This is a genomic window from Leclercia sp. UBA5076 (genome assembly GCF_002416465.1).
GTDB lineage: Bacteria > Pseudomonadota > Gammaproteobacteria > Enterobacterales > Enterobacteriaceae > Enterobacter.
The window spans coordinates 20,009-43,450 of sequence record NZ_DIAO01000018.1; the positions used below are offsets into that span (position 1 = coordinate 20,009).

At 53.7% G+C, this 23,442-nt stretch carries 26 protein-coding genes; 20 read left to right on the forward strand and 6 right to left on the reverse strand.

Annotated features, from left to right (window positions below):
- Positions 1–165: 165 nt before the first annotated feature.
- Entirely contained in the window at positions 166–834 is a 669-nt protein-coding gene (locus B3X29_RS17350; protein ID WP_103180111.1) for a YecA family protein, read from the forward strand.
- Between the two features lie 83 nt (positions 835–917).
- Here the strand turns inward: B3X29_RS17350 and tyrP are convergent, their stop codons facing one another.
- Positions 918–2,129 carry a tyrosine transporter TyrP gene (tyrP, locus tag B3X29_RS17355; RefSeq protein WP_103180110.1) on the reverse strand — a complete coding sequence of 404 codons (1,212 nt, stop codon included), beginning with the start codon at positions 2,127–2,129 and terminating at the stop codon, positions 918–920.
- 249 nt (positions 2,130–2,378) lie between these two features.
- Between tyrP and B3X29_RS17360 the strand changes: the two genes are divergently transcribed.
- Both B3X29_RS17360 and B3X29_RS17365 read left to right on the forward strand, forming a co-directional pair.
- Complete coding sequence (locus B3X29_RS17360; RefSeq protein WP_103180109.1) at positions 2,379–2,720, forward strand: hypothetical protein; 342 nt, start codon at positions 2,379–2,381, stop codon at positions 2,718–2,720.
- Between the two features lie 67 nt (positions 2,721–2,787).
- On the forward strand, positions 2,788–3,027 hold the full coding sequence (locus tag B3X29_RS17365) for a YecH family metal-binding protein (protein WP_159339533.1): 240 nt from the start codon (positions 2,788–2,790) through the stop codon (positions 3,025–3,027).
- A 34-nt stretch (positions 3,028–3,061) separates the two neighbouring features.
- Here the strand turns inward: B3X29_RS17365 and ftnA are convergent, their stop codons facing one another.
- Both ftnA and yecR read right to left on the reverse strand, forming a co-directional pair.
- Positions 3,062–3,559, reverse strand: coding sequence for a non-heme ferritin (ftnA, locus tag B3X29_RS17370; protein ID WP_103180107.1), 498 nt, complete (start codon positions 3,557–3,559; stop codon positions 3,062–3,064).
- 206 nt (positions 3,560–3,765) lie between these two features.
- The gene (yecR, locus tag B3X29_RS17375) at positions 3,766–4,107 is read right to left on the reverse strand and encodes a YecR family lipoprotein (protein WP_103180106.1); all 342 of its coding nucleotides are present in this window, start codon (positions 4,105–4,107) and stop codon (positions 3,766–3,768) included.
- A 294-nt stretch (positions 4,108–4,401) separates the two neighbouring features.
- Here yecR and B3X29_RS17380 point away from each other — a divergent pair, with 294 nt between their 5' ends.
- Positions 4,402–5,040, forward strand: a complete 639-nt coding sequence (locus B3X29_RS17380) for an RpiB/LacA/LacB family sugar-phosphate isomerase (RefSeq protein ID WP_103180105.1) — start codon at positions 4,402–4,404, stop codon at positions 5,038–5,040.
- Between the two features lie 41 nt (positions 5,041–5,081).
- Here the strand turns inward: B3X29_RS17380 and B3X29_RS17385 are convergent, their stop codons facing one another.
- Positions 5,082–6,503 carry an MFS transporter gene (locus B3X29_RS17385; RefSeq protein ID WP_159339532.1) on the reverse strand — a complete coding sequence of 474 codons (1,422 nt, stop codon included), beginning with the start codon at positions 6,501–6,503 and terminating at the stop codon, positions 5,082–5,084.
- A gap of 212 nt (positions 6,504–6,715) precedes the next feature.
- On the opposite strand from B3X29_RS17385, the gene azuC reads away from it, so the two are divergent.
- Positions 6,716–6,799, forward strand: coding sequence for a stress response protein AzuC (gene azuC / locus B3X29_RS17390; protein ID WP_098946254.1), 84 nt, complete (start codon positions 6,716–6,718; stop codon positions 6,797–6,799).
- 96 nt (positions 6,800–6,895) lie between these two features.
- The gene (locus tag B3X29_RS17395) at positions 6,896–7,147 is read left to right on the forward strand and encodes a DUF2766 family protein (RefSeq protein ID WP_039030868.1); all 252 of its coding nucleotides are present in this window, start codon (positions 6,896–6,898) and stop codon (positions 7,145–7,147) included.
- 166 nt (positions 7,148–7,313) lie between these two features.
- Here the strand turns inward: B3X29_RS17395 and B3X29_RS17400 are convergent, their stop codons facing one another.
- Positions 7,314–7,817: a non-heme ferritin-like protein gene (locus B3X29_RS17400; protein ID WP_103181106.1), complete on the reverse strand. Its 504-nt coding sequence runs from the start codon at positions 7,815–7,817 to the stop codon at positions 7,314–7,316.
- Positions 7,818–8,359: 542 nt separating this feature from the next.
- On the opposite strand from B3X29_RS17400, the gene B3X29_RS17405 reads away from it, so the two are divergent.
- The 6 genes from B3X29_RS17405 to otsA all read left to right on the forward strand — a co-directional run bounded on the left by B3X29_RS17405 (position 8,360) and on the right by otsA (position 15,171).
- Entirely contained in the window at positions 8,360–8,917 is a 558-nt protein-coding gene (locus B3X29_RS17405) for a DJ-1 family glyoxalase III (protein ID WP_103180103.1), read from the forward strand.
- A gap of 315 nt (positions 8,918–9,232) precedes the next feature.
- A complete protein-coding gene (gene araF, locus B3X29_RS17410) occupies positions 9,233–10,222 on the forward strand; it encodes an arabinose ABC transporter substrate-binding protein AraF (RefSeq protein ID WP_103180102.1) in 990 nt (329 codons plus the stop codon).
- A gap of 68 nt (positions 10,223–10,290) precedes the next feature.
- Positions 10,291–11,805, forward strand: coding sequence for an L-arabinose ABC transporter ATP-binding protein AraG (araG, locus tag B3X29_RS17415; RefSeq protein WP_159339531.1), 1,515 nt, complete (start codon positions 10,291–10,293; stop codon positions 11,803–11,805).
- A gap of 14 nt (positions 11,806–11,819) precedes the next feature.
- On the forward strand, positions 11,820–12,800 hold the full coding sequence (gene araH, locus B3X29_RS17420; RefSeq protein ID WP_103180100.1) for an arabinose ABC transporter permease AraH: 981 nt from the start codon (positions 11,820–11,822) through the stop codon (positions 12,798–12,800).
- A gap of 165 nt (positions 12,801–12,965) precedes the next feature.
- Complete coding sequence (gene otsB, locus B3X29_RS17425) at positions 12,966–13,772, forward strand: trehalose-phosphatase (RefSeq protein WP_103180099.1); 807 nt, start codon at positions 12,966–12,968, stop codon at positions 13,770–13,772.
- Positions 13,747–15,171: an alpha,alpha-trehalose-phosphate synthase gene (gene otsA, locus B3X29_RS17430; RefSeq protein WP_103180098.1), complete on the forward strand. Its 1,425-nt coding sequence runs from the start codon at positions 13,747–13,749 to the stop codon at positions 15,169–15,171. Before otsB ends, otsA begins: the two co-directional genes overlap by 26 nt.
- Positions 15,172–15,190: 19 nt before the next feature.
- Here the strand turns inward: otsA and uspC are convergent, their stop codons facing one another.
- Complete coding sequence (uspC, locus tag B3X29_RS17435) at positions 15,191–15,619, reverse strand: universal stress protein UspC (RefSeq protein ID WP_103180097.1); 429 nt, start codon at positions 15,617–15,619, stop codon at positions 15,191–15,193.
- Positions 15,620–16,409: 790 nt separating this feature from the next.
- On the opposite strand from uspC, the gene flhD reads away from it, so the two are divergent.
- The 8 genes from flhD (at position 16,410) to B3X29_RS17475 (ending at position 23,441) form a co-directional block, all read left to right on the forward strand.
- Positions 16,410–16,760: a flagellar transcriptional regulator FlhD gene (gene flhD, locus B3X29_RS17440; protein ID WP_103180096.1), complete on the forward strand. Its 351-nt coding sequence runs from the start codon at positions 16,410–16,412 to the stop codon at positions 16,758–16,760.
- A gap of 2 nt (positions 16,761–16,762) precedes the next feature.
- Entirely contained in the window at positions 16,763–17,341 is a 579-nt protein-coding gene (flhC, locus tag B3X29_RS17445; protein ID WP_103180095.1) for a flagellar transcriptional regulator FlhC, read from the forward strand.
- 122 nt (positions 17,342–17,463) lie between these two features.
- Positions 17,464–18,351, forward strand: coding sequence for a flagellar motor stator protein MotA (gene motA / locus B3X29_RS17450; protein WP_103180094.1), 888 nt, complete (start codon positions 17,464–17,466; stop codon positions 18,349–18,351).
- On the forward strand, positions 18,348–19,277 hold the full coding sequence (gene motB, locus B3X29_RS17455; RefSeq protein WP_103180093.1) for a flagellar motor protein MotB: 930 nt from the start codon (positions 18,348–18,350) through the stop codon (positions 19,275–19,277). Before motA ends, motB begins: the two co-directional genes overlap by 4 nt.
- A gap of 4 nt (positions 19,278–19,281) precedes the next feature.
- A complete protein-coding gene (gene cheA, locus B3X29_RS17460; RefSeq protein ID WP_159339530.1) occupies positions 19,282–21,309 on the forward strand; it encodes a chemotaxis protein CheA in 2,028 nt (675 codons plus the stop codon).
- A gap of 21 nt (positions 21,310–21,330) precedes the next feature.
- Positions 21,331–21,834 carry a chemotaxis protein CheW gene (gene cheW / locus B3X29_RS17465; protein WP_032611989.1) on the forward strand — a complete coding sequence of 168 codons (504 nt, stop codon included), beginning with the start codon at positions 21,331–21,333 and terminating at the stop codon, positions 21,832–21,834.
- A gap of 477 nt (positions 21,835–22,311) precedes the next feature.
- Positions 22,312–22,881, forward strand: coding sequence for a Csu type fimbrial protein (locus tag B3X29_RS17470; protein ID WP_159339529.1), 570 nt, complete (start codon positions 22,312–22,314; stop codon positions 22,879–22,881).
- A gap of 86 nt (positions 22,882–22,967) precedes the next feature.
- On the forward strand, positions 22,968–23,441 hold the full coding sequence (locus tag B3X29_RS17475) for a Csu type fimbrial protein (RefSeq protein ID WP_409454951.1): 474 nt from the start codon (positions 22,968–22,970) through the stop codon (positions 23,439–23,441).
- The last annotated feature ends 1 nt before the right edge of the window (position 23,442 follow it).

The following is a 23,442-nucleotide window of genomic DNA, read 5'->3' on the forward strand; positions in this document are numbered from 1 at the left end:
GGGGCGCCGGTTACGCTCCGTCCATCTCATTAACAGCAAAACAGATACCCGGTGCAACGGTCATGATTTAACCTTTTTTGCACCAGCTAAGACCGCGGATAAACAGGGAAGAGAACCGTTTCTGTGTTACCCTGCACGCCATTCTATTCTGCAGGAGATTGACCCATGACTGAAGGCCCGTTAAACGAAACCGAAATGGAGTGGCTGGAAGAGACCTTAATGACCTACGGTCATGATGACGAGTCCGTTATGGATGTCTCAGAACTCGACGGTATGTTGACCGCGGTGCTTTCCGGCCCCGTGGTGGTGGAGCCGGACCGCTGGCTGGTGGCGGTGTGGGGCGGTGAAAAGAACATTCCGCGCTGGAAGAACGAGCGCGAGATGAACCGCTTCATCGATCTCTGCTTCAAGCATATGAACGATATCGCCGAACGCCTGAGCGACTACCCGGATCAGTTTGAACCGATGTTCGGCATGAACGATGTCGACGGTGAAACCTATACCGTGGTGGAAGAGTGGTGCTTCGGCTATATGCGCGGCGTGGCATTGACCGACTGGTCATCCCTGCCGGAGTCACTGCGTGCCGATCTGGATTTAATTGCCCTGCACGGCTCCGAAGAGAACTTTGAGCGCCTGGATTCCTTCAGTGAAGAGGAGTTCCAGCAGAGCATCGAGGGGATTCGTCCGGCAGCGCTGCGTCTGTATAACTACTGGATTGCCAACCCGCAAGAGCCGGTTACTCAGCAGCCGGTGATCAACGGCACCAAAGTGGGACGCAACGATCCCTGTCCGTGCGGCAGCGGCAAGAAATTCAAGAACTGCTGTCTGCATTAACAGCGCCCGGCGGCGTTTCGCTTGCGCGGGCCTACACTATTCGTAGGCCGGGTAAGCGCAGCGCCACCTGGGATCATTGCACGCTATCCCACCTCTGGCAGCAACCCCGCCGTAATCCCGAACTGCACCAGGATTATCGCGATCCCGCAGGCGAAGACCAGACAGAGCACAGGCTTACCGCCTGGTACCCGGTAGTTCCCTTCAGGATGATGCTTACGGCTTTGCCAGACCAGCAGAGAGGGCAGCAGCAGCGCCAGCACCGCCAGCGCCACGCCCGCGTATCCCAGCGCCATCACAAAACCCCGTGGGTAGAACAGGGCGAAGGCCAGCGGCGGCAGAAAGGTGATCGCCCCGGTCTGGATACGTCCGCTGAACGTGCGGCTGCGCTGGAACAGGTCGGCGAGGTAGTCGAACAGACCCAGCGCCACTCCCAGGAACGAGGTCGCCAGGGCGAGGTCGGCAAAGAGATGCACCGCCAGCTCAACGTGCGGCGAGGCAACCACTTCGCGTACGGCCTGCAACAGCCCGTTCAGCCCACTATGGTTTGCCAGCATTCCCATGAAGCTCGACGAGTTGATACTGCCGAGGGTGACCAGCTGCCAGAAGATGTAAGCCACCAGCGGAATGGCGCTGCCAGTGATAAAGATCCAGCGCAGCTTGCGCACGTTGCCATTCATATAGCTGACAATGCTCGGCACGCTGCCGTGAAAACCAAACGAAGTAAAAATGACCGGTATAGCCGACAGTGCCAGCCCTTTCTCCAGCGGCAGCGTCAGTAAGTTGACCTTATGAATGTGCGGGACCAGCAGGGCCAGCATCACCACCAGGAAGACTATTTTTGCCGAGAACAGGAGGCGGTTGAACAGATCGACCAGCGACGTGCCCACGCAGACCACGCCCCCACCAATCAGGGTAAATAAGATCACCCCTGTGGCGGGAGAGATATCAGCGTTGAACCCGTCATTGACGCTGGAGGCGATTAACTCCCCGGCGCCGCTGATGTAGGCTGCCGTCAGGGCATACATCAGGAACATCATGCTAAAGCCGGCGATCCACTGGCCGAATCGCCCCAGATAACGCCCGGCCAGCGATCCCAGCCCGGTATCGGCTGGAACGTGTTGATACACTTCGAGCAGCAGCAGGGCGGTGTAACACATCAGTGCCCACAGTACGCCCAGTAACACCAGCGTAACGCCAAAACCGACACCTGCCGCCGCCAGCGGCATCGCCAGCATCCCGGCGCCAATCGTCGTTCCGGCGACGATAAAAATACTACCCAGCGTTCTGTTCTTCACGTTTTCCTCTAAAACCCTACGACACGACGACAAAATCTGCGGCGCAGAGTAAGGGAAAAGAACGGACTCGTCAAACCGGCGTTACAACGAGTGTAATGTAATCTTTACGTTATTTAACTTAAGCGTCGCTCTGGTCATATGCCCGTAAAAATGAGGAGGTTTGCCTACTTCATAAGAGCAATGTTTTCGCCCGATAATCAGGCGTAACGTAAACGTTTCTTATAAATATTCAAAAAAAGTGAGACGGCGATGACGGCCAGTAATCCCTTCTGTGCGAAATGGAGTCGTTCAGGCAATTTATTGTGTCACGGGCACTGGATAATTAGCTGGCAGGGCCAGGTGCTAACCTTACCGGAGGCAAGGCGGGAAAAGGATATGGGTACCTGGGCCATCTATTCGATTATCGATCCCGAAGATGAGACCTTTGCCCAGGGGTTGCAGGAAGATGAGTGGATCATTGAAAACGTCGAATGGCTGACCGATCTCTTTTTCGACCACGGCGTTCCGCTGGAGACGGCCAGCTATCGCCAGTTTTATCAGGCGGTCAATAAACAGGACTGGCGCTGCACCAGCTGTGCGGGTTGCATGTAAACCTGCGCCAGCGCAAAGCGTTGTGGGGAGGAAAGGGTTAGGCTGCGCCTTTTCTTCTGGAGGGTTTATGGCATCCATTCATGGGCACGATGTGCTGACGATGATGATCGAGTCCGGCGAGCAATACAGCGAAGAGAGTCTGATTGCCGCGATTACGGCGCGTTTTGGTGACGAGGCGCGTTTTCACACCTGTTCAGCCGCGGACATGACGGCAGCAGAGCTGGTGGCATTTCTGGCGGCGCGCGGTAAATTCATTTCGCAGGCGTCGGGTTTTTCAACTCATGAAAGTAAAATCTGCGGCCATTAATAATAACGCGGCGCCAGATAGCGCCGCATGAATATTAATTTTGGGCATCGAGCGTCGACAGCTCTTTATCAATAAAGTACAGACCTTCACCCGATTTTCCGGCCAGGGTGAGTTTATCGATAACCGATTTAAACAGCTTCTCTTCTTCGTGCTGTTCTGCCACATACCACTGCAGGAAATTAAAGGTGGGATAATCCTGGCTGGTCATAGCCGCGTGTACCAGTTCGTTAATTTTTTGTGTGATCAGCTGTTCATGCTCGTAGGTAGCGCGGAACAGTTCATCTAATGAGGCATATTCTGCAAATGGCGATGCTACCGGGTTAATGCGCGGCAGGCTGCCGGTATCCGTAAGATAATCAAAGAGACGCTGCATGTGTGTCATCTCTTCCTGGGCGTGACGACGCATAAACGCCGCCGCGCCTTCAAAACTGTGATAGCTACACCAGGCACTCATCTGTTGATAGAGCAGGGAGGAGTAAAGCTCCAGATTCATTTGCTCATTGAGCTTGTCGATCATTTCACTTTTAAGCATGGTGTGGCTCCGTTTTATTATTAACTGGTCAACGTGAGCGTCACTATAATTTGTTATTTATTTATTTGCAAAAAGTAAAATAAATATTTAAGCAATCATAATACGAATGGGAATAAAACGCATTGCGCGCAACTCAAATATATTAATGAGAATTATTCTGTTTCGTGTTCAGAATTTTATTGCCAGCTCTAAAGCTGGCAACGAAATTAGTAATAAGCCGAGGTCGTGACGGCAGGGGCGGGGGCGTAACCGTGGCACTGGTACTGGATAGTGACGGTTTTGTTCAGACACAACGAGCCGCTGATCACGCTACAGGTTTCGATCGGCTGACCGTAGGCCTGGGCCGTACTGTATCCCATGGCCTGACATTCGCGGGTGGCAGTGCCACTTGTTACATAAGCATCATCATAAGAGGTCTGGAATAGTGGCTGACCATAATCAAGCCTGACGACCCCCGAGGTGACATCGACGCTGCTCACTTCAGCTTTGCGGGTAATACCGCAACCTGCCAGTAACAGCACCAGACCGACCGTGCATAATCTCTTCATAGAACACTCTGAATGCGTTGAAATAACCTATACTAACGCCAGACGTAAAGCGCAATGCCAGGAATAACCCCCCTGTTCTCTCTTTTCTCTTCGCCACGACCATCCGGCTCCTTCAATCATAAGCCATCCTTTTGCGAACCGGTGCTCACATCCCTCTCCATCAAAATTGTGAGCGCATCTTTGTTTTTTGAAACTATTTTTCACTTAATTTGAAAGTGCGTTTGCTTAGTAGTAAGGTGAATTGAGTAAGCTATTCACAGCGGGGTGCCCCGCATCGCATTCAGGAGACGAAGTATGAAAATTGCACTGATGATGGAAAACAGCCAGGCGCAAAAAAACGCCATCATCCTCAAGGAATTGAACGCCGTTGCTGAAGAGAAAGGTTTCCCGGTTTATAACGTTGGGATGAGCGACGAAAACGATCACCACCTGACCTATATTCATCTGGGGATCATGGCGAGCATTCTGCTGAACTCTAAAGCGGTTGATTTCGTGGTGACCGGTTGCGGTACCGGCCAGGGTGCGCTGATGTCCCTGAACATCCACCCGGGCGTGGTGTGTGGCTACTGCATCGATCCTGCTGACGCCTTCCTGTTTGCACAGATCAACAACGGTAACGCACTCGCCCTGCCATTTGCCAAAGGCTTCGGCTGGGGTGCAGAGCTGAACGTGCGCTTTATCTTTGAAAAAGCCTTCACTGGCCGTAAAGGCGAAGGTTATCCGCCAGAGCGTAAAGAGCCTCAGGTTCGCAACGCGGGCATCCTGAATCAGGTGAAAGCGGCTGTGGTGAAAGAGAACTATCTCGACACCCTGCGCGCCATCGATCCGGAGCTGGTTAAAACTGCGGTTACCGGTCAGCGTTTCCAGCAGTGCTTCTTCGAGAACTGCCAGGATAAAGAGATCGAAGCCTTTGTCCGCGGTATTATCGGCTAAGTTGCTAACACCGATAAAAAGCCAGCTTGCGCTGGCTTTTTTTATGCCTCTTTTCTGGATACCGCACTGCCGGCATCTTTTACCAGCCGCAGGGTATCGACCATCCCCACCAGACAGACCAGCGCAATCGCCACAAACGCCAGCCGGAAGCTGATGCCCGGTAGCGACGCCATCCCCAGCCATTCGCTACACAGTTCGCCGATGCGGATCCCGATGGCGCCGAGGGTGATCCCCAGCCCCACTGCCAGCTGGGTGGCGGTGGAAAATAGGGTGTTGGCATAGCTCATTTGCGGCGAAGGCACATCCGCAAAGGCAAGGGTGCTGATGGCGGTAAACTGAATGGAACGGAACACGCCGCCGAGATAGAGCACCAGCATGATAACCCACACCGGGGTTTGCGGGGTCAGGAAAGCGCAGGCCAGCAGGGCCAGCACGTTCAGCGCGCCGTTGATCAGCAGCAACTTTTTAAAACCCAGCCCGCGCAGCAGTGGCGTGGTGGCGGGTTTGATGGTCAGGTTACCGACGAATACCGCCAGCACCAGCAAACCGGAGTGGAAGGCATCCATGCCAAAGCCCACCTGAAAAAGCAGCGGCAGCAAAAACGGCACGGCGCTGATGGAGGCGCGAAACAGCGAGCCGCCAAACATCGTTACGCGAAACGTGGGCACCTGCAGGGCATCAAGACGGATCATTGGCCACTCGGTGCGCCGGAAATGACGCAGGGCATAAATCATGGTCACCATCCCTGTTGCCAGTAGTGCAAGGGTCACGCCTGTATTCACCTCCTGCGCCCCCATCATCTCCATGGCATAGACCAGGCTCACCATCGCCACCGAGGTGGCGATAAAGCCCGGCGTATCGAACGGGCGACGGGTCTCTTCATAGATATCGGGAATAATGCGCAGCGCCAGCACGATAGCTATTAGCCCTAACGGCACGTTAATAAAGAATATCCAGCGCCAGTTGGCATAGCTGGTAATAAAGCCCCCCAGCGGCGGGCCGATGATGGGTGCCACCAGCGCGGGCCAGGTGAGGGTGGCGATGGCGGTAATCAACAGGTGCTTGGGCGTGGTGCGCAATACGGCAAGGCGGCCTACCGGCACCATTAATGCACCGCCCATTCCCTGCAGTACGCGCATGGCGATGAACTGATCCACGCTGGTGGCGAGACCGCACAGCACCGAGGCGAGAGTGAAGATCGCCAGGGCAAGGGTAAACACCTTACGCGCGCCAAAGCGATCGGCGATCCAGCCGCTGGCCGGAATAAGTACCGCCAGGGTGATCAGATAGGCGCTGATCCCGAGATTAAGATCGACCGCCTGTACGCCAAAGCTTTTCGCCATATCGGGTAATGCCGTGGCGATCACCGTACCGTCCAGAAACTCCATAAAGAACGCGCCGGCCACCAGCAGCGCGGCGGGAGAGATCCCGCTGGCCGCTTTAGCGGAGTGATTTTCAGTCATTTTTTCTCTGCCACTTAAAATTTTTTTTAAAAATTTACGGTAACCCGCGGTGCGATAATTTGCTGATTAATATTAGATTTTAATCGGAACGGTGTTTTGTTTTAAATAAACTGGCGTGATGAATATCACAAAAACATTGATTTCTGTGATGAAGGTCATATTATAGCCGCATCAACATTAACACCTGCATAACACTTAGCCGGAGCATACCGATGAAATTGCGCAAAATCCTGAAAAGCATGTTCGAATCCTACTGCAAGACCTTTAAGGACGTACCGCCAGGCGCGATGTTCTGATAAGAAAAACCTGCTCCGGCAGGTTTTTTTGTGCCTGTACGCCGCATCAGGGCTGACGTTTTGCTACTATGACGGCCTTTCAAACAGGAGAAGCCTATGTCTCAAAACCTGAGTGCCGATCAGGAACTGATCTCTGACGTCGTTGCATGCCAGCTGGTCATCAAACAAATTCTTGATGTGATTGAAATCATTGCTCCCGCAGAAGTGCGCGAGAAAATGTCCAGTCAGCTGAAAAACATCGATTTCGCCAGCAATCCTGCGTCGGCCGACCCTGTTACGCTGCGCGCCGTGCAGAAAGCCATTGCGCTGATCGAGCTGAAATTCACACCGCAGGGTGAGTCTCACTAAAATAAACCGGTGTTTTGATTTATAAACGGTTTTGTGAGAATAATGTGAACGGGCGACCCAGGGTCGCCCGAAATGTGAGTTACATGAAGCTCTGCACCAGTAGGGTAGTGACTCTTTTGCAAAAAATTACCCGGCACAGGCCGGGTAATTCAGTTAACGCGCAGAATCAGTGGTGCTGACGGCTGACGACGTTAAGCAGCTGGCGATCGGTCTGTTCCAGACCCATGCCGGTGAGACGTGCCTTGCGAACTTCATCAAGGATGGTTTTGAGTAATACCCCATCCTGCTGCTGTTCTTTCTCAATATCATGCAGGAAGTTAAGCGTAGAAGTGTCTTTCATTTTCCGCGCTTCATCCGTTAATTGATTCAGCGTCTGACAGCGCTGCTCATACTCTTCCAGCGTGCGCTGGAAAACTGCTTCCAGGCAATTGCACTCTTCGTCAGTCATATCCACGGGTTTCAAAACCGGCATAGCGCCTGATGCTTTTAAAAAATCGAAAACGCGCATCATTTGCGTAACGTTGCTCTGCGCCTGGAGGCGCAGGAAAGTCGCGGAACCGGTTAGCTGATGTTCTGAACACCACTCGCTGAGGTGCAAAGAGAGATTAGACGCATGAAACTCGAGGTTCATCTGCGTGTTGAGCCTGGTGATCATATCCGAGACAGCCATATCCATTCCCTTTTCTTCGTTTATGTAACCAAAAAATAATCATCATTAACGATAGTTCACTACAGAATAAAAGCATTCTGTTTTCCCTGTATGTGATCCCAAATTCGTTTCAGGCATCAGGTAAAATTCATCATAACAGCGAATCCATTATAAGAAAATCCTTATAAATATATTCTTACTAAACCTTACCCCCCATCAGGAATTAAAAAAAATGGAGGATTTCGAGAGGGGAGGGTCGAGGTTGAAGATGATTAAGAGATTGTATTATAAGGATTTGTATAAATTTAATGCTATCCGAAAAGTGAAATTACTTTATGTTTTTCTCAGGAGCGGTGAAATAGGCGCTTAGCGAAAAAAAAGATAATTATTCCTGTCAGGTGGAATACAGATAATTCTGGTAATTAATGGATTTTTACACCTGGCTAAAATTGCGTCAGATCATTTTTGCTGGAAATAGTGCGATATGTGATCCCGCTGGAAGTTTTCCGCTACACACGCTGCGAAAATGAAACATTGTTTTATATTCCCTAACGGAGTTCATTATGGCAAAAGTAGCGGTGCTGCTGGCACCCGGATTTGAAGAGGCGGAGGCGATTATCACTATTGATATCCTGCGCCGTCTCAACATTGAGGTAGATACCCTGGCCTGCGCCGAGTCGCGGGCGGTTGTGAGCTACCATAATATCCCGATGGTGGCGGACAGCACCCTCAGCGAAAAAATCGACAGTTACTACGATGCGGTCGTATTACCCGGCGGCCCGCAGGGCAGCGTGAATCTGGCGGCCAGTGCCGATGTGGTGCGTTTTGTCGCCGCGCATGACGAAGCGGGTAAATTTATCGCTCCAATTTGTTCGGCTGCGGCGCGTGTGCTGGGCGGCAATGGCCTGTTAAAAGGGCGTCGCTATGTCTGCTCGGGGGAGCTCTGGCAGGAGATTCAGGACGGCGAATATGTCGATGCGCCAGTGGTGGAAGATGGCAACCTCATCAGCGGCAAGGGACTGGGCCATGCCTTTGACTTTGCGCTGACGCTCTCAGCACGTCTGCTGGGTGAGGAAGCACCGGTACGCGATCACGCCGAGCATATCTACTATCCCTGGTAATATTATGCCGGGCGCCCGCGCGCCCGGATCACAAGGATATCTTAGCTAATCTTATGGACTAATCTGCTTTACCCCTTTCTATTTGTCAGACAAATACCTGCATATTTATGTCTTTTTCCGCTGAATCTATGTACGCAATTACTGTAATTCTGCGGTGTGATGGCGCTCTCTTATGGATGATTAATTTCCCGCTAAAACTATCTCAAGCAAATGCGCTTCATACACGCCTGGCGCTAATGCCTTGTTTTAAGTCTGATTAAAAACATTTTAGTTGTTATTCCCCTACAAATTAAAACGCTAAAGCTGGAGTTAACCATGCACAAATTTACTAAAGCGCTGGCGGCCATCGGTCTGGCTGCCGTTATGTCACAATCCGCTATGGCGGAGAACCTGAAGCTCGGTTTCCTGGTGAAGCAACCGGAAGAGCCATGGTTCCAGACAGAGTGGAAATTTGCCGATAAAGCCGGGAAAGATTTGGGTTTTGAAGTCATTAAAATTGCTGTGCCTGATGGTGAAAAAACGCTGAACGCCATCGACAGCCTGGCAGCCAGCGGCGCGAAAGGGTTTGTCATCTGTACTCCGGATCCAAAACTGGGCTCGGCTATCGTGGCGAAAGCGCGTGGCTACGACATGAAAGTCATCGCCGTGGACGATCAGTTCGTGAACGCCAAGGGCAAGCCGATGGATACCGTGCCGCTGGTGATGATGGCGGCGACCAAAATCGGCGAGCGCCAGGGCCAGGAGCTCTATAAAGAGATGCAAAAACGCGGCTGGGACGTGAAGGACACCGCGGTTATGGCGATCACCGCCGATGAACTGGATACCGCACGCCGTCGCACCTCCGGTTCGATGGAAGCCCTGAAAGCGGCCGGCTTCCCGGAAAAACAGATCTACAAAGTGCCAACCAAATCCAACGACATCCCGGGCGCTTTCGATGCGGCCAACTCCATGCTGGTGCAGCACTCTGAAGTGAAACACTGGCTGGTGGTGGGGATGAATGACAACACCGTCCTGGGCGGCGTGCGCGCCACCGAAGGCCAGGGCTTCAAAGCGGCAGATGTTATCGGCATCGGCATCAACGGCGTTGATGCGGTGAGCGAGCTTTCTAAAGCGCAGGCCACCGGCTTCTACGGTTCTCTGCTGCCAAGCCCGGACGTACATGGCTATAAATCCAGCGAAATGCTCTACAACTGGGTCACCAAAGGTGCCGAGCCAGCGAAATTCACTGAAGTTACCGACGTGGTACTGATCACCCGTGACAACTTCAAAGCAGAGCTGGAGAAAAAGGGACTGGGCGGTAAGTAATTCCACTGTGATTGCGCCCCCCGGGCATCGGGGGGCCAGACGTTCACTACTCGATCCTCGGAGACGTTATGCAACAGTCTGAACCGTATCTCTCTTTTCGCGGCATCGGCAAAACCTTTCCCGGTGTCAACGCGCTGACCGACATCAGCTTTGACTGCTATGCGGGTCAGGTTCATGCCCTGATGGGTGAGAACGGCGCCGGAAAATCCACGCTGTTGAAGATCCTCAGCGGTAACTACACCCCCACGACAGGCACCCTCGCCATCCAGGGCAAAGAGGTCGCCTTCGCGGACACCACCGCCGCGCTGAATGCCGGTGTCGCCATCATCTACCAGGAACTGCATCTGGTGCCGGAGATGACCGTGGCGGAGAACATCTATCTTGGGCAGCTTCCGCATAAAGGCGGTTTTGTTAACCGTTCGCTGCTCAATTATGAGGCCGGTCTGCAACTGAAGCACCTTGGGCTGGATATTGATCCCCAGACCCCACTGAAGTATCTCTCCATCGGCCAGTGGCAGATGGTGGAGATTGCCAAGGCGTTGGCGCGCAATGCCAAAATTATCGCTTTTGACGAACCCACCAGCTCGCTGTCGGCGCGTGAAATCGAGAACCTGTTCCGGGTGATCCGCGAGCTGCGCAAAGAGGGGCGCATCATTCTGTATGTGTCGCACCGTATGGAAGAGATCTTCGCCCTCAGCGACGCTATTACCGTGTTTAAAGATGGTCGCTATGTCCGCACCTTCAGCGACATGCAGCAGGTCAACCACGACCTGCTGGTGCAGGCGATGGTGGGGCGCGAACTGGGTGATATCTATCACTGGGAACCGCGCCAGTATGGCGGCGAACTGCTGCGCCTTGAAGAGGTTAAAGCCCCGGGCGTACGCACCCCGATAAGCCTGACGGTGCGCAGCGGTGAAATCGTTGGCCTCTTCGGGCTGGTAGGGGCAGGGCGCAGCGAGCTGATGAAAGGGTTGTTTGGCGGCACCCGCATCACCGCAGGCCAGGTGTTTATCGACGGCCAGCCTGTCGATATTCAGAAACCGGCCCATGCCATTCGCGCAGGGATGATGCTCTGCCCGGAAGACCGCAAGGCCGAAGGGATCATCCCGGTGCACTCGGTACGGGATAACATCAATATCTCGGCCCGCCGGAAGACCATCCGTGCCGGATGCCTGATTAACGACACCTGGGAGGTTAGCAACGCCGATCACCACATTCGTTCACTTAACATCAAAACCCCGGGCGCGGAACAGCTGATCATGAACCTCTCCGGTGGCAACCAGCAAAAGGCCATTCTGGGCCGCTGGCTGTCGGAAGAGATGAAGGTGATCCTGCTGGATGAACCGACGCGCGGTATCGACGTGGGCGCCAAGCACGAAATCTATAACGTCATTTACGCCCTGGCAAAACGTGGCGTGGCGGTGCTCTTCGCCTCCAGCGATCTGCCGGAAGTACTGGGCGTGGCCGACCGTATCGTGGTGATGCGTGAAGGGGCCATTGCCGGTGAATTGCTACATGAACAGGCGAATGAACAGCAGGCGTTAAGCCTCGCCATGCCTAAAGTCAGCCAGGCTGTCGCCTGAGTAAGGAGAATAAGATGTCCTCTGTCACTACATCCGGAGCGCCAAAATCGGCCTTCAGCTTTGGGCGGATCTGGGATCAATACGGCATGCTGGTCGTGTTTGCCGTACTGTTCCTCGGCTGCGCCATCTTTGTGCCTAACTTCGCCACCTTCATTAACATGAAAGGGCTGGGGCTCGCCATCTCCATGTCGGGCATGGTGGCCTGCGGGATGCTGTTCTGTCTGGCATCCGGCGACTTCGACCTGTCGGTCGCCTCGGTTATCGCCTGTGCGGGTGTCACCACTGCAGTGGTCATTAACATGACCGAAAGCCTGTGGATTGGTGTGGCGGCCGGGCTGCTGCTCGGTGTGCTCAGCGGGCTGGTGAACGGCTTCGTGATTGCGCGCCTGAAAATCAATGCCCTGATCACCACGCTCGCCACCATGCAGATTGTGCGCGGGCTGGCCTATATCATCTCTGACGGTAAAGCGGTGGGGATTGAAGATGAGCGCTTCTTTACTCTCGGCTACGCCAACTGGCTCGGTCTGCCAGCCCCTATATGGCTGACCGTCGGCTGCCTGATCATCTTTGGTTTCCTGCTCAACAGAACCACTTTTGGCCGCAATACCCTGGCGATTGGTGGTAATGAAGAGGCGGCGCGTCTGGCGGGTGTGCCGGTGGTACGGACCAAGATCATCATCTTCGTGCTTTCCGGTCTGGTGTCGGCGGCGGCGGGGATTATTCTGGCTTCACGTATGACCAGCGGCCAGCCAATGACCTCTATCGGCTATGAGCTGATCGTCATCTCAGCCTGCGTTTTAGGTGGCGTATCGCTGAAGGGCGGCATCGGAAAAATCTCATATGTGGTGGCCGGGATACTGATTCTTGGCACGGTTGAGAACGCCATGAATCTGCTGAACATCTCCCCGTTCTCGCAGTATGTGGTACGTGGCCTGATCCTGCTTGCGGCGGTGATTTTCGACCGTTACAAGCAAAAAGCAAAGCGCACCGTTTAACCCTTTTTTCCACCCCCTCCCGACTTAACTTTTAAGTGTAGCCCCCCTTCCCAGCCGCAGCGGGAAGGGGGATGTCAAATGGCGAGCCCCGTCACACTGTCTATACTTACATGGCTACTGAGATGTTTGCCGTTTTTCATCTCGCCAACTGTAAGGAGGATCAGGGTGGCCGATACGTTAACTTCACCGCCTTTACTATCAGAAAACTTTGCGTACTTTTTCGACCTCGACGGGACCCTTGCTACCATCAAGCCACACCCCGATGAGGTAGTTGTTCCCGCAGAAGTATTACAGGCACTGAATCAGCTGGCACAGCTGAATGAGGGGGCACTGGCATTGATATCAGGGCGTTCAATGGCCGAGCTGGACCAGCTCGCCAGACCCTACCGTTTCCCGCTTGCCGGTGTACACGGGGCGGAGCGCCGCGACATCCATGGTCATTCGCAATCCGTTTCCCTTCCCCCGGATCTGATCCAGACGCTGCATGCGCAGCTTACAACGGCGCTTTTATATCTGCCTGGCACCGAACTTGAAGCCAAAGGGATGGCATTTGCAATCCACTACCGTCAGGCTCAGGAATATGAGAAGAATATTTTCGCCCTGGCGGAACAGATCGTGCACGACAATCCGCAGCTGTCACTCCAGCCTGGTAAATGCGTGGTCGAAATCAAACCGAGAGGGATCCACAAAGGCGAGGCTATCTCAGCCTTTATGCATGAAGCGCCTTTCCTCGGCAGAACGCCGGTTTTCTTTGGTGATGACCTCACCGATGAGCATGGCTTTGAAGTGGTGAATCAGCTTAAAGGGGTATCAGTGAAAGTCGGCGCAGGTGAGACCAAAGCCAGCTGGCGGCTGGCTACGGTACCTGATGTCTGGCAATGGGTAATTAAAGCCGCTAACCATCAACAAGAACAAGAAATAGCGCAAATTAACAGGAGAAAACCTTATGGGTCGCTTGATCGTAGTTTCTAATCGCATCGCTCCCCCGGATGATAAAAAAGCCAGCGCAGGTGGCCTGGCTGTTGGGGTGCTGGGGGCGTTAAAAAATACGGGGGGGCTCTGGTTTGGCTGGAGTGGAGAGATTGGTAATGAGGACAAACCGCTAAAAAAGGTGACGCGCGGGAATATCACCTGGGCTTCATTTAATCTCAGTGAACAGAATTACGATGAGTATTACAGCCAGTTCTCCAACGCCGTGCTGTGGCCTGCGTTCCACTATCGCCTCGACCTGGTAAAGTTTAAGCGCGAGGCCTGGGAAGGGTACACGCGGGTCAATAGCCTGCTGGCCGATAAGCTGCTGCCGTTAGTCCAGCAGGACGACGTGCTATGGATCCACGATTATCATCTGCTGCCGTTTGCCGGCGAGCTGCGCAAGCGCGGCGTAAACAACCGGATTGGCTTCTTCCTGCATATTCCGTTCCCGACCCCGGAGATCTTCAACGCGCTGCCGCCGAGCGACGAGCTGCTTGAAGAGCTTTGTGATTACGACCTGCTGGGCTTCCAGACCGAAAATGACCGCCTGGCCTTCCTTGACAGCGTGGCCAGCAAAACGCGCCTGACGGCGCATGACGATGACTCGCACTCCGCCTGGGGCAAGCGCTTCCGCACTGAGGTCTATCCGATTGGTATTGAGCCGGACGAGATTATCGAGCAGGCCTCCGGGCCACTACCGCCTAAGCTGGCGCAGCTGAAAGAAGAGCTGAAGCACGTAAAAAACATCTTTTCCGTTGAGCGTCTCGATTACTCCAAAGGGCTGCCGGAACGCTTCCAGGCTTACGAGACCCTGCTGGAGAATTATCCTGAGCACCACGGTAAGATCCGCTATACCCAAATCGCACCGACCTCGCGCGGCGAGGTGCAGGCCTATCAGGACATCCGACATCAGCTTGAGAACGAAGCCGGTCGCATTAACGGCCGTTACGGCCAGTTGGGCTGGACGCCGCTGTTCTATCTCAACCAGCACTTTGAGCGCAAGATCCTGATGAAGGTGTTCCGCTATGCCGATGTCGGCCTGGTCACGCCGCTGCGTGACGGGATGAACCTGGTGGCGAAGGAGTATGTCGCCGCGCAGGATCCGGCCGATCCGGGCGTGCTGGTGCTGTCGCAGTTTGCCGGTGCCGCTAACGAGCTCACCTCGGCGCTGATCGTTAACCCGTACGATCGCGACGATGTGGCCAATGCTCTGCACCGTGCGCTGAATATGCCCCTCACGGAGCGTATTTCACGTCATGCCGACATGATGAAAGTGATCCGCGAAAATGACATAGACCGCTGGCAGGCGCGCTTCATTGAGGACCTGAACCAGATCACTCCCCGCAGCGTGGAGAGCAATCTGCAAAAAAAGGTCGCAACCTTTCCTAAATTAGCCTGATTATATTCCACTCGGCGTTTTATTCTGCGCCGAGTGGAATTAAAAGCACATCAACCTGACTGTTGCTGACGATTGTTTTAGCAGAACATGCTGCGCGTGAAAAAAAGCTGTGGTTGTGATTTCCGCATATCACCAGGTCTACCTTTTGCTTTTGACATATATCACTTATCTGCTCACTTAATTCTCCTGTCGCGCACAAAGTTTGCGCGATGGGATATTCTGCGCGGGCAATGAGCTCGTCAAGAAATTGCCTGGTTTCCTCCTGAAGAACACCACGAATATCTTCCAGCATCGGTGCTGCCAGTTGATTATACATCTCTGGTTCGGCCATTAACGTGACCACCGTAATACGCGCCTGCGTTGGCCTGGCGATAGCAACCGCTTTGGCGATCAATTGATGACTTTCAGGAGAAACTGAAACAGAAACAAGGATATGGGAATAGCTCATTTTACCCACCTTCATTGTGTGGTTATTGCACATACTTCAGCATTAGCGCGAATGCTTTTTTTGCGCAATAGCCAAAGATGGCATTAGTGTGACAGTTGTCATAATTATTCATTAATTATTCTTATGCAATGAATTGCAGGGGGACTGGACGAAAGGGCAAAAATCCGCTTCCTAAACGTAAATCATGCGCTTTGAGCCCGCTGTAATCGCAAAAAATCCACCTAAATGCTTCAACTAAAAATGATAACGCCAGGTAATAATTTTTGTCACTTTTTCATGTAAGCCTTTGTTTTAAAAACATATTAACAAAGTGTTTCTGTGATAGATATGGACTGGTTTGTTGCCAGTTTACGCTATGACAACGACAGGCAATTAACATGCCCTCTTTGTTCATACTTCTGCATGAATATTCGCCCGGAAAGAATATATTCTGCGCTTAATTGCTCATAAAACAAACAAATTAGAAGGAGTGCTGATGGATTTTTGGGTAAAATTCACTTATATTATGTGATCTGCGTCACATTTTTTTTAAATTTCAGGTGAAGCCACATTGTATGTGGTACATCGGACGGGTAAAGTTGCCGCGAATTAGGAAAAGTCTTAGTTAATTGTAAGAAGCGATAAATGTGTAAGAGACAGATTTTGTTTTTCTTAACGTGATTCATCGATACAAAACTTAATTCAACTATGCGTTTTAGCCTTTTCTTTTTTTTACCGGGGTTTTCCCGGCGACATCACGGGGTGCGGGTTGACCGCACAAGAAATTAAAGTGTTATTCGGGAAGGAATAAATGAACACATCCGAATTGCTAAAACACATCTATGACATCAACCTGTCATATTTATTACTTGCACAACGTTTGATTAGCCAGGATAAAGCCTCTGCAATGTTTCGTCTGGGTATTCAGGAAGAAATGGCCACCACGCTTGGCGGTTTAACGTTGCCGCAAATGGTTAAACTGGCCGAGACAAACCAACTGGTTTGCCAGTTCCGCTTTGATAATCACCAGACCGTCACGCAGCTGACGCAGGAATCCCGCGTGGATGATCTGCAACAGGTTCACACCGGCATTCTGCTTTCTACCCGTTTGCTTAACGAAATCAGCCAGCCTGATGACGTAGCCCGTAAGAAAAGGGCCTAAAAATGAGTGAGAAGAGCATTGTTCAGGAAGCGCGTGATATTCAACTGGCCATGGAACTGATTACGCTAGGTGCTCGTTTGCAAATGCTGGAAAGCGAAACCCAGCTGAGCCGTGGCCGTCTTATCAAGTTGTATAAAGAATTACGTGGCAGCCCACCCCCAAAAGGGATGCTGCCATTCTCTACCGACTGGTTTATGACCTGGGAGCAGAATATTCATGCTTCCATGTTCTGTAATGCCTGGCAGTACCTGCTCAAGACCGGCTTATGCAGCGGCGTTGATGCGGTCATTAAAGCGTACAAACTTTACCTCGAGCAGTGCCCGCAGCCTGAAGAAGGCCCTTTGCTGGCCCTGACCCGCGCATGGACATTGGTGCGTTTTGTTGAGAGCGGATTGCTGGAACTCTCCCGCTGCAACTGCTGCAGCGGCAACTTTATCACCCATGCACATCAGCCCGCGGGCAGCTTCGCCTGCAGTTTGTGCCAACCACCGTCTCGTGCGGTAAAAAGACGTAAACTTTCCCGGGATGCTGCCGATAGTAATCCACAACTGCTGGATGAACAGATCGAACAGGCTGTTTAACCCTAACGTGTGGGCAAGGATCCAGCAGCGGTAAGAGATTACCGCTGCTTTTTTTTGCCACGCAGAAGGATAAACCCCGACCTGCGCATCCTGGCTACAGTCACTAGCGGAAGGATGATGTCGTGCTTATCGTATTAGGTTACCTGGTAGTTCTCGGTACAGTTTTCGGCGGTTACATGATGACCGGCGGGCACCTTGGGGCACTCTATCAACCGGCCGAACTGATTATTATCGGTGGTGCAGGGGTGGGGGCGTTTATCGTTGGCAACAACGGCAAGGCGATCAAGGGAACGTTAAAAGCGTTGCCGTTACTGTTCCGTCGTTCGAAATACACCAAAAGTATGTATATGGACCTTCTGGCGCTGCTCTATCGCCTGATGGCCAAGTCGCGTCAACAGGGGATGTTCTCCCTGGAGCGCGATATTGAGAATCCGAAAGAGAGCGAGATCTTTGCCAGCTACCCGCGCATTATCGCCGATAAGATGATGCTTGAGTTTATCGTCGACTATCTGCGTCTGATCATCAGCGGCAACATGAACACCTTCGAAATCGAAGCGTTGATGGATGAAGAGATTGAGACGCATGAAAGCGAAGCTGAAGTCCCGGCCAACAGCCTGGCGATGGTGGGTGACTCCCTGCCTGCATTCGGTATCGTTGCGGCGGTCATGGGGGTCGTTCACGCCCTGGCCTCGGCGGATCGTCCGGCGGCTGAACTGGGCGCCTTGATCGCGCACGCCATGGTGGGAACCTTCCTCGGCATCCTGCTGGCGTACGGATTTATCTCTCCGCTGGCGACCGTATTGCGTCAGAAGAGCGCTGAAACCACCAAAATGATGCAGTGCGTCAAAATCACGCTGCTCTCGAATCTTAACGGTTATGCCCCGCCGATCGCGGTAGAGTTTGGCCGTAAAACCCTGTACTCCAGCGAGCGTCCGTCGTTTATTGAGCTTGAAGAGCACGTGCGCGCTGTGAAGAACCCAAACCAGCAGACGAGCACTGAGGACGCATGAAAAACCAGTCCCATCCCATCGTCATAGTCAAAAAGCGCAAGCATAAAGGGCATGGAGGCCATCATGGTGGCTCGTGGAAAATCGCCTACGCCGATTTCATGACCGCGATGATGGCGTTTTTCCTGGTGATGTGGCTGATCTCTATCTCCAGCCCGAAAGAGCTGATTCAGATCGCAGAGTATTTCCGTACCCCGCTGGCAACGGCGGTGTCGGGGGGGCCGCGTATCTCCAACAGCGACAGCCCGATCCCGGGCGGTGGAGATGACTACACGCAAAAGCAGGGTGAGGTGAAGCGCGAGCCGAACATCGACGAGCTGAAAAGACGCATGGAGCAGAGCCGCCTGAAAAAACTGCGCGGCGATCTGGATCAGCTGATCGAAGCGGATCCGAAGCTGCGCGCCCTGCGTCCGCACCTGAAGATCGATCTCGTTCAGGAGGGGCTGCGCATTCAGATTATCGACAGCCAGAACCGTCCCATGTTTAAAACCGGCAGCGCCGATGTGGAGCCCTATATGCGCGACATCCTGCGCGCCATTGCGCCAGTGCTGAACGGAATCCCTAACCGAATCAGTCTTTCCGGTCACACCGATGACTTCCCTTACGCCGGTGGCGAAAAAGGGTACAGCAACTGGGAGCTCTCGGCAGATCGTGCAAACGCATCCCGTCGTGAGCTGGTGATCGGCGGGCTGGACGATGGCAAAGTGCTGCGCGTCGTCGGCATGGCCGCCACCATGCGCGTGACCGACCGCGGCCCGGATGACGCCATCAACCGCCGTATTAGTCTCTTAGTGCTCAACAAACAGGCAGAGCAGGCCATCCTGCACGAAAATGCCGAAAGTCAGAATGAGTCACTGGATGATTTAAAACAGCCAGGCCCTGCGCCTTCGGCTGCCGTTCCAACATCGCCACCAGCCAATCCGAGGTGATAGCGTGAGCATGGATATTAGCGATTTTTACCAGACGTTTTTTGATGAAGCCGACGAGTTGTTGGCGGATATGGAGCAACACCTGCTGGACCTGGTGCCCGAGGCGCCGGATTCAGAGCAGCTCAACGCCATATTTCGCGCAGCTCACTCCATTAAAGGAGGCGCCGGTACGTTTGGCTTTACCATTTTGCAGGAAACCACTCATCTGATGGAGAACCTGCTCGATGAGGCCCGACGCGGTGAGATGCAGCTCAATACCGACATTATTAACCTGTTTTTGGAAACGAAAGACATTATGCAGGAACAGCTCGATGCCTATAAAAGCTCGGAAGAGCCGGACGCTGCCAGCTTTGAATATATCTGCAACGCGCTGCGTCAGTTAGCGCTGGAAGCCAAAGGCGAGACGGCAGCCGTTGCCGTCAGCCCGGCAAAACTGAGCGTTGTTGAGCCCGCTCCGGCGGCCGCGCCTGCCGCTGACAACCGTCTGCGCGTGGTGCTGTCCCGCCTGAAAGAGAGCGAAGTTAACCTTCTGGAAGAAGAGCTGAGCAATCTCGCCACCCTGAGCAACGTGGTGAAGGGCAAGGACACGCTGGCAGCTAACCTCGATGGCGGCATCAGCAAAGATGACGTGATCGCCGTGCTCTGTTTTGTCATTGAACCTGAGCAGATTGACTTTGAGGCCGTGACCGATGCACCGGCTGCAGAAACGGCGGAAGTGGCCGAAGTCGCGGCTGCACCGGCGGTACCGGCCGTGGCACCTGCCGCGCCTGCGCTGAAAGCCGTTCCGGGCGAATCCGCTGCGCCAAACCGCGGCGAGCGTGAAAAACCGGCCGCCCGCTCCAGCGAATCGACCAGTATTCGTGTCGCTGTGGAAAAAGTGGATCAGCTGATTAACCTGGTGGGCGAACTGGTGATCACCCAGTCGATGCTGGCCCAGCGCTCCAACGAGCTGGACCCGGTCAACCACGGCGATCTCATCACCAGCATGGGCCAGTTACAACGTAACGCCCGCGATCTGCAGGAATCGGTGATGTCCATCCGTATGATGCCGATGGAGTATGTCTTCAGCCGCTTCCCGCGTCTGGTGCGCGACCTGGCGGGCAAGCTCAATAAGCAAATCGAACTGACGCTGATGGGCAGCTCCACCGAGCTGGATAAAAGCCTGATTGAGCGCATTATCGACCCGTTAACGCACCTGGTGCGTAACAGCCTTGACCACGGGATCGAACTGCCGGAAAACCGTGTTGCCGCAGGGAAATCCCCGGTGGGTAACCTGATTTTGTCTGCGGAACACCAGGGCGGGAACATCTGCATCGAAGTGACCGATGACGGCGCAGGCCTGAATCGCGAGCGTATCCTGGCGAAAGCGATGTCGCAGGGGATGGCGGTCAGCGAAAACATGACCGACGAAGAGGTGGGCATGCTGATCTTTGCCCCAGGCTTCTCCACCGCGGAGCAGGTCACAGACGTCTCCGGGCGCGGCGTGGGTATGGACGTGGTGAAACGTAACATCCAGGAGATGGGCGGCCACGTTGAGATCAAGTCGAAGCAGGGCTCAGGCACCACTATCCGCATTCTGCTGCCGCTGACGCTGGCGATCCTCGACGGCATGTCGGTCAAAGTGGCGGACGAAGTGTTCATCCTGCCGCTGAACGCGGTGATGGAATCGCTGCAGCCGCGTGAAGAAGATCTGCACCCGCTGGCAGGCGGTGAGCGCGTGCTGGAAGTGCGTGGCGAATACCTGCCGCTGGTGGAACTGTGGAAAGTGTTCGACGTGGACGGCGCCAAAACAGAAGCCACGCAGGGGATTGTGGTTATTCTGCAAAGCGCAGGCCGCCGTTACGCTCTGCTGGTCGATCAGCTGATTGGTCAGCATCAGGTGGTGGTGAAGAACCTCGAGAGCAACTACCGCAAAGTACCTGGCATTTCAGCCGCCACCATCCTCGGCGATGGCAGCGTGGCGCTGATCGTCGATGTTTCGGCGCTTCAGGGATTAAATCGTGAACAACGTATGGCGCACACAGCCGCCTGATTCAGTTAAGAAGGTAAAAAAATGACCGGTATGAGTAATGTAACCAAGCTGGCCGGCGAGCCATCAGGGCAGGAATTCCTGGTTTTCACCTTAGGTGACGAAGAGTACGGTATCGATATTCTGAAGGTGCAGGAGATCCGTGGCTATGATCAGGTGACCCGCATCGCCAACACGCCAGATTTCATTAAAGGCGTGACCAACCTGCGTGGCGTTATCGTGCCAATCGTCGACCTGCGCGTGAAGTTCAGCCAGGGCGATGTCGAGTATGATGACAATACGGTCGTGATCGTGCTCAATCTGGGCCAGCGCGTGGTCGGGATTGTGGTTGATGGGGTTTCCGATGTCCTCTCCCTGACCGCCGAGCAGATCCGCCCGGCGCCGGAATTCGCGGTTACGCTGTCCACCGAATACCTGACCGGTCTGGGGGCGCTCGGTGACCGTATGCTGATTCTGGTGAATATCGAGAAGCTGCTGAACAGTGATGAGATGGCGCTGCTGGACGTGGCGGCAAGCCACGTAGCCTGACGCCATCACCGCTGCGGCGGCCAGGACAACACTTCAAGGGGACCATGCTGGTCCCCTTATTTATTTTTCCCGTTATGTACCGACCTGCTCTTATTTTCTGCCCGTCATTTATTCAAATTGTGAATATATTCATCATCCGAATCCAGGTAATAGTTTCTCTGGCTTAACTCTTATTTAACCGCTATTAAAATAACCAATGAAAACAAGAAGATATATTGTGATCTGTATCACATTATTCCTATTTTTTATCTCGTCTGGCTTCGATGTTCAGGAGTTTTAAAAATTTATCCTGTTGTTATTAAAAGATAATTTTTGTCAATACGCCGTTTGTCTTAGCCGTCTGGCTAAAGTGGTTGTTCGCGGTGCCTTAATCTAAATTGATTTTAACCACCTATTAACAATAGTAATGGGTGCTAACAATTTGAGCGTTATCAAAAATAGAGGATAACGACGGCGACATTTTCTGGAGGGTGGAAAATGAACAGAAAAATTTTGGTGTTATTGGCGGGATCGGCCCTGGCGATGGCGGCAGTTCCGGCACAGGCGGTAACCAGCAGCGGGACCATTGGCGCAACCCTGACCTTGACCAACGGCTGCCTGATCAACGGATCGCCAAACCAGAACGGCATTAACTTCGGTACCCTCGATTTCGGTACCCATCCGGCAACCTTCTCCACGCTCACCACCCAGCTCACCGGAGCCAATGGGGGCAATACCTTTACCATCCAGTGCACCACCGACAGCTACACGGTCGCCATTACCGGCAATACCAATTCCACCTCGCCGGGAACGGTTGTGGGTACGCCCGGCACGCCAGCGCGCTATCTGGTCAACACCGCGAATACCGCTCAGGGTGTGGCATATAGCCTGTTCAGCGACAGCAGCTTTAACAACGTGATCGCCAATAACGCGCCGATCCCGGTGGCCTCTACCGCAGGCGGGGTTAATAGCTACACGCTCTATGGCCGTATTACCGGCGGCGGCAACAGCGTCACCGTGGTCCCTGGCACCTACACCGACACCATAAACGTCAGCGTCACTTACTAGCCGCGCGATTGATGAAGCGCGTGACCATATCACTCCTGTCGTGGAGTGAGGGGAGGCTGCATGCCATTTTTTGCCTGGTCGCCCTGATGCTGACGACGACCAGTGCCCGGGCGGTGACCAGCCAGTCGTTTCAGGTGAATGCCACCATTACTCCCGGCTGCTCGGTGACTTCCGGCACCGGCGGAGTCCTGGGGGCGCTCAATTTTGGCAGCTACAGCGGGGTGCAGAGCGGCCAGGTCAGCACCAGCTTTGTGCCTAATGGTTCGCTGAGTATCGCCTGCACGCCGGGGGTGGCGCTGAGCATGAGCATCGACGGCGGACAGTATTACGCCTCGGTGCGCAATATGCAGCGCGCCGGCGGCACCCAACGGGTCGCCTACCGGCTCTACAGCAGCAGTTCGCTGGGGGCAAACAGCGAAATCGGCGTTAACCAGGCCATACCCGTAACCTATACCAATAGCAATAACATCGCCCTGCCGCTGTTTGGCGTGGCGCTTCTGACGGGCTTTAGCCCGGCCGGGAACTATTCAGATCAACTCACCGTGACCTTGTCCTGGTGAT

Bases quoted from the DNA above. Each gene is read 5' to 3' on its own strand.
- araG (WP_159339531.1), top strand. From the start codon at position 10,291: ATGCAACAGTCTGAACCGTATCTCTCTTTTCGCGGCATCGGCAAAACC.
- B3X29_RS17395 (WP_039030868.1), top strand. From the start codon at position 6,896: ATGTCTCAAAACCTGAGTGCCGATCAGGAACTGATCTCTGACGTCGTT.
- uspC (WP_103180097.1), bottom strand. From the start codon at position 15,619: ATGAGCTATTCCCATATCCTTGTTTCTGTTTCAGTTTCTCCTGAAAGT.
- azuC (WP_098946254.1), top strand. From the start codon at position 6,716: ATGAAATTGCGCAAAATCCTGAAAAGCATGTTCGAATCCTACTGCAAG.
- B3X29_RS17400 (WP_103181106.1), bottom strand. From the start codon at position 7,817: ATGGCTGTCTCGGATATGATCACCAGGCTCAACACGCAGATGAACCTC.
- B3X29_RS17360 (WP_103180109.1), top strand. From the start codon at position 2,379: ATGACGGCCAGTAATCCCTTCTGTGCGAAATGGAGTCGTTCAGGCAAT.
- araH (WP_103180100.1), top strand. From the start codon at position 11,820: ATGTCCTCTGTCACTACATCCGGAGCGCCAAAATCGGCCTTCAGCTTT.
- otsA (WP_103180098.1), top strand. From the start codon at position 13,747: ATGGGTCGCTTGATCGTAGTTTCTAATCGCATCGCTCCCCCGGATGAT.
- B3X29_RS17475 (WP_409454951.1), top strand. From the start codon at position 22,968: ATGCTGACGACGACCAGTGCCCGGGCGGTGACCAGCCAGTCGTTTCAG.
- B3X29_RS17365 (WP_159339533.1), top strand. From the start codon at position 2,788: ATGGCATCCATTCATGGGCACGATGTGCTGACGATGATGATCGAGTCC.
- araF (WP_103180102.1), top strand. From the start codon at position 9,233: ATGCACAAATTTACTAAAGCGCTGGCGGCCATCGGTCTGGCTGCCGTT.
- B3X29_RS17385 (WP_159339532.1), bottom strand. From the start codon at position 6,503: ATGACTGAAAATCACTCCGCTAAAGCGGCCAGCGGGATCTCTCCCGCC.
- flhC (WP_103180095.1), top strand. From the start codon at position 16,763: ATGAGTGAGAAGAGCATTGTTCAGGAAGCGCGTGATATTCAACTGGCC.
- B3X29_RS17380 (WP_103180105.1), top strand. From the start codon at position 4,402: ATGAAAATTGCACTGATGATGGAAAACAGCCAGGCGCAAAAAAACGCC.
- motB (WP_103180093.1), top strand. From the start codon at position 18,348: ATGAAAAACCAGTCCCATCCCATCGTCATAGTCAAAAAGCGCAAGCAT.
- B3X29_RS17350 (WP_103180111.1), top strand. From the start codon at position 166: ATGACTGAAGGCCCGTTAAACGAAACCGAAATGGAGTGGCTGGAAGAG.
- yecR (WP_103180106.1), bottom strand. From the start codon at position 4,107: ATGAAGAGATTATGCACGGTCGGTCTGGTGCTGTTACTGGCAGGTTGC.
- flhD (WP_103180096.1), top strand. From the start codon at position 16,410: ATGAACACATCCGAATTGCTAAAACACATCTATGACATCAACCTGTCA.
- B3X29_RS17405 (WP_103180103.1), top strand. From the start codon at position 8,360: ATGGCAAAAGTAGCGGTGCTGCTGGCACCCGGATTTGAAGAGGCGGAG.
- B3X29_RS17470 (WP_159339529.1), top strand. From the start codon at position 22,312: ATGAACAGAAAAATTTTGGTGTTATTGGCGGGATCGGCCCTGGCGATG.
- ftnA (WP_103180107.1), bottom strand. From the start codon at position 3,559: ATGCTTAAAAGTGAAATGATCGACAAGCTCAATGAGCAAATGAATCTG.
- cheW (WP_032611989.1), top strand. From the start codon at position 21,331: ATGACCGGTATGAGTAATGTAACCAAGCTGGCCGGCGAGCCATCAGGG.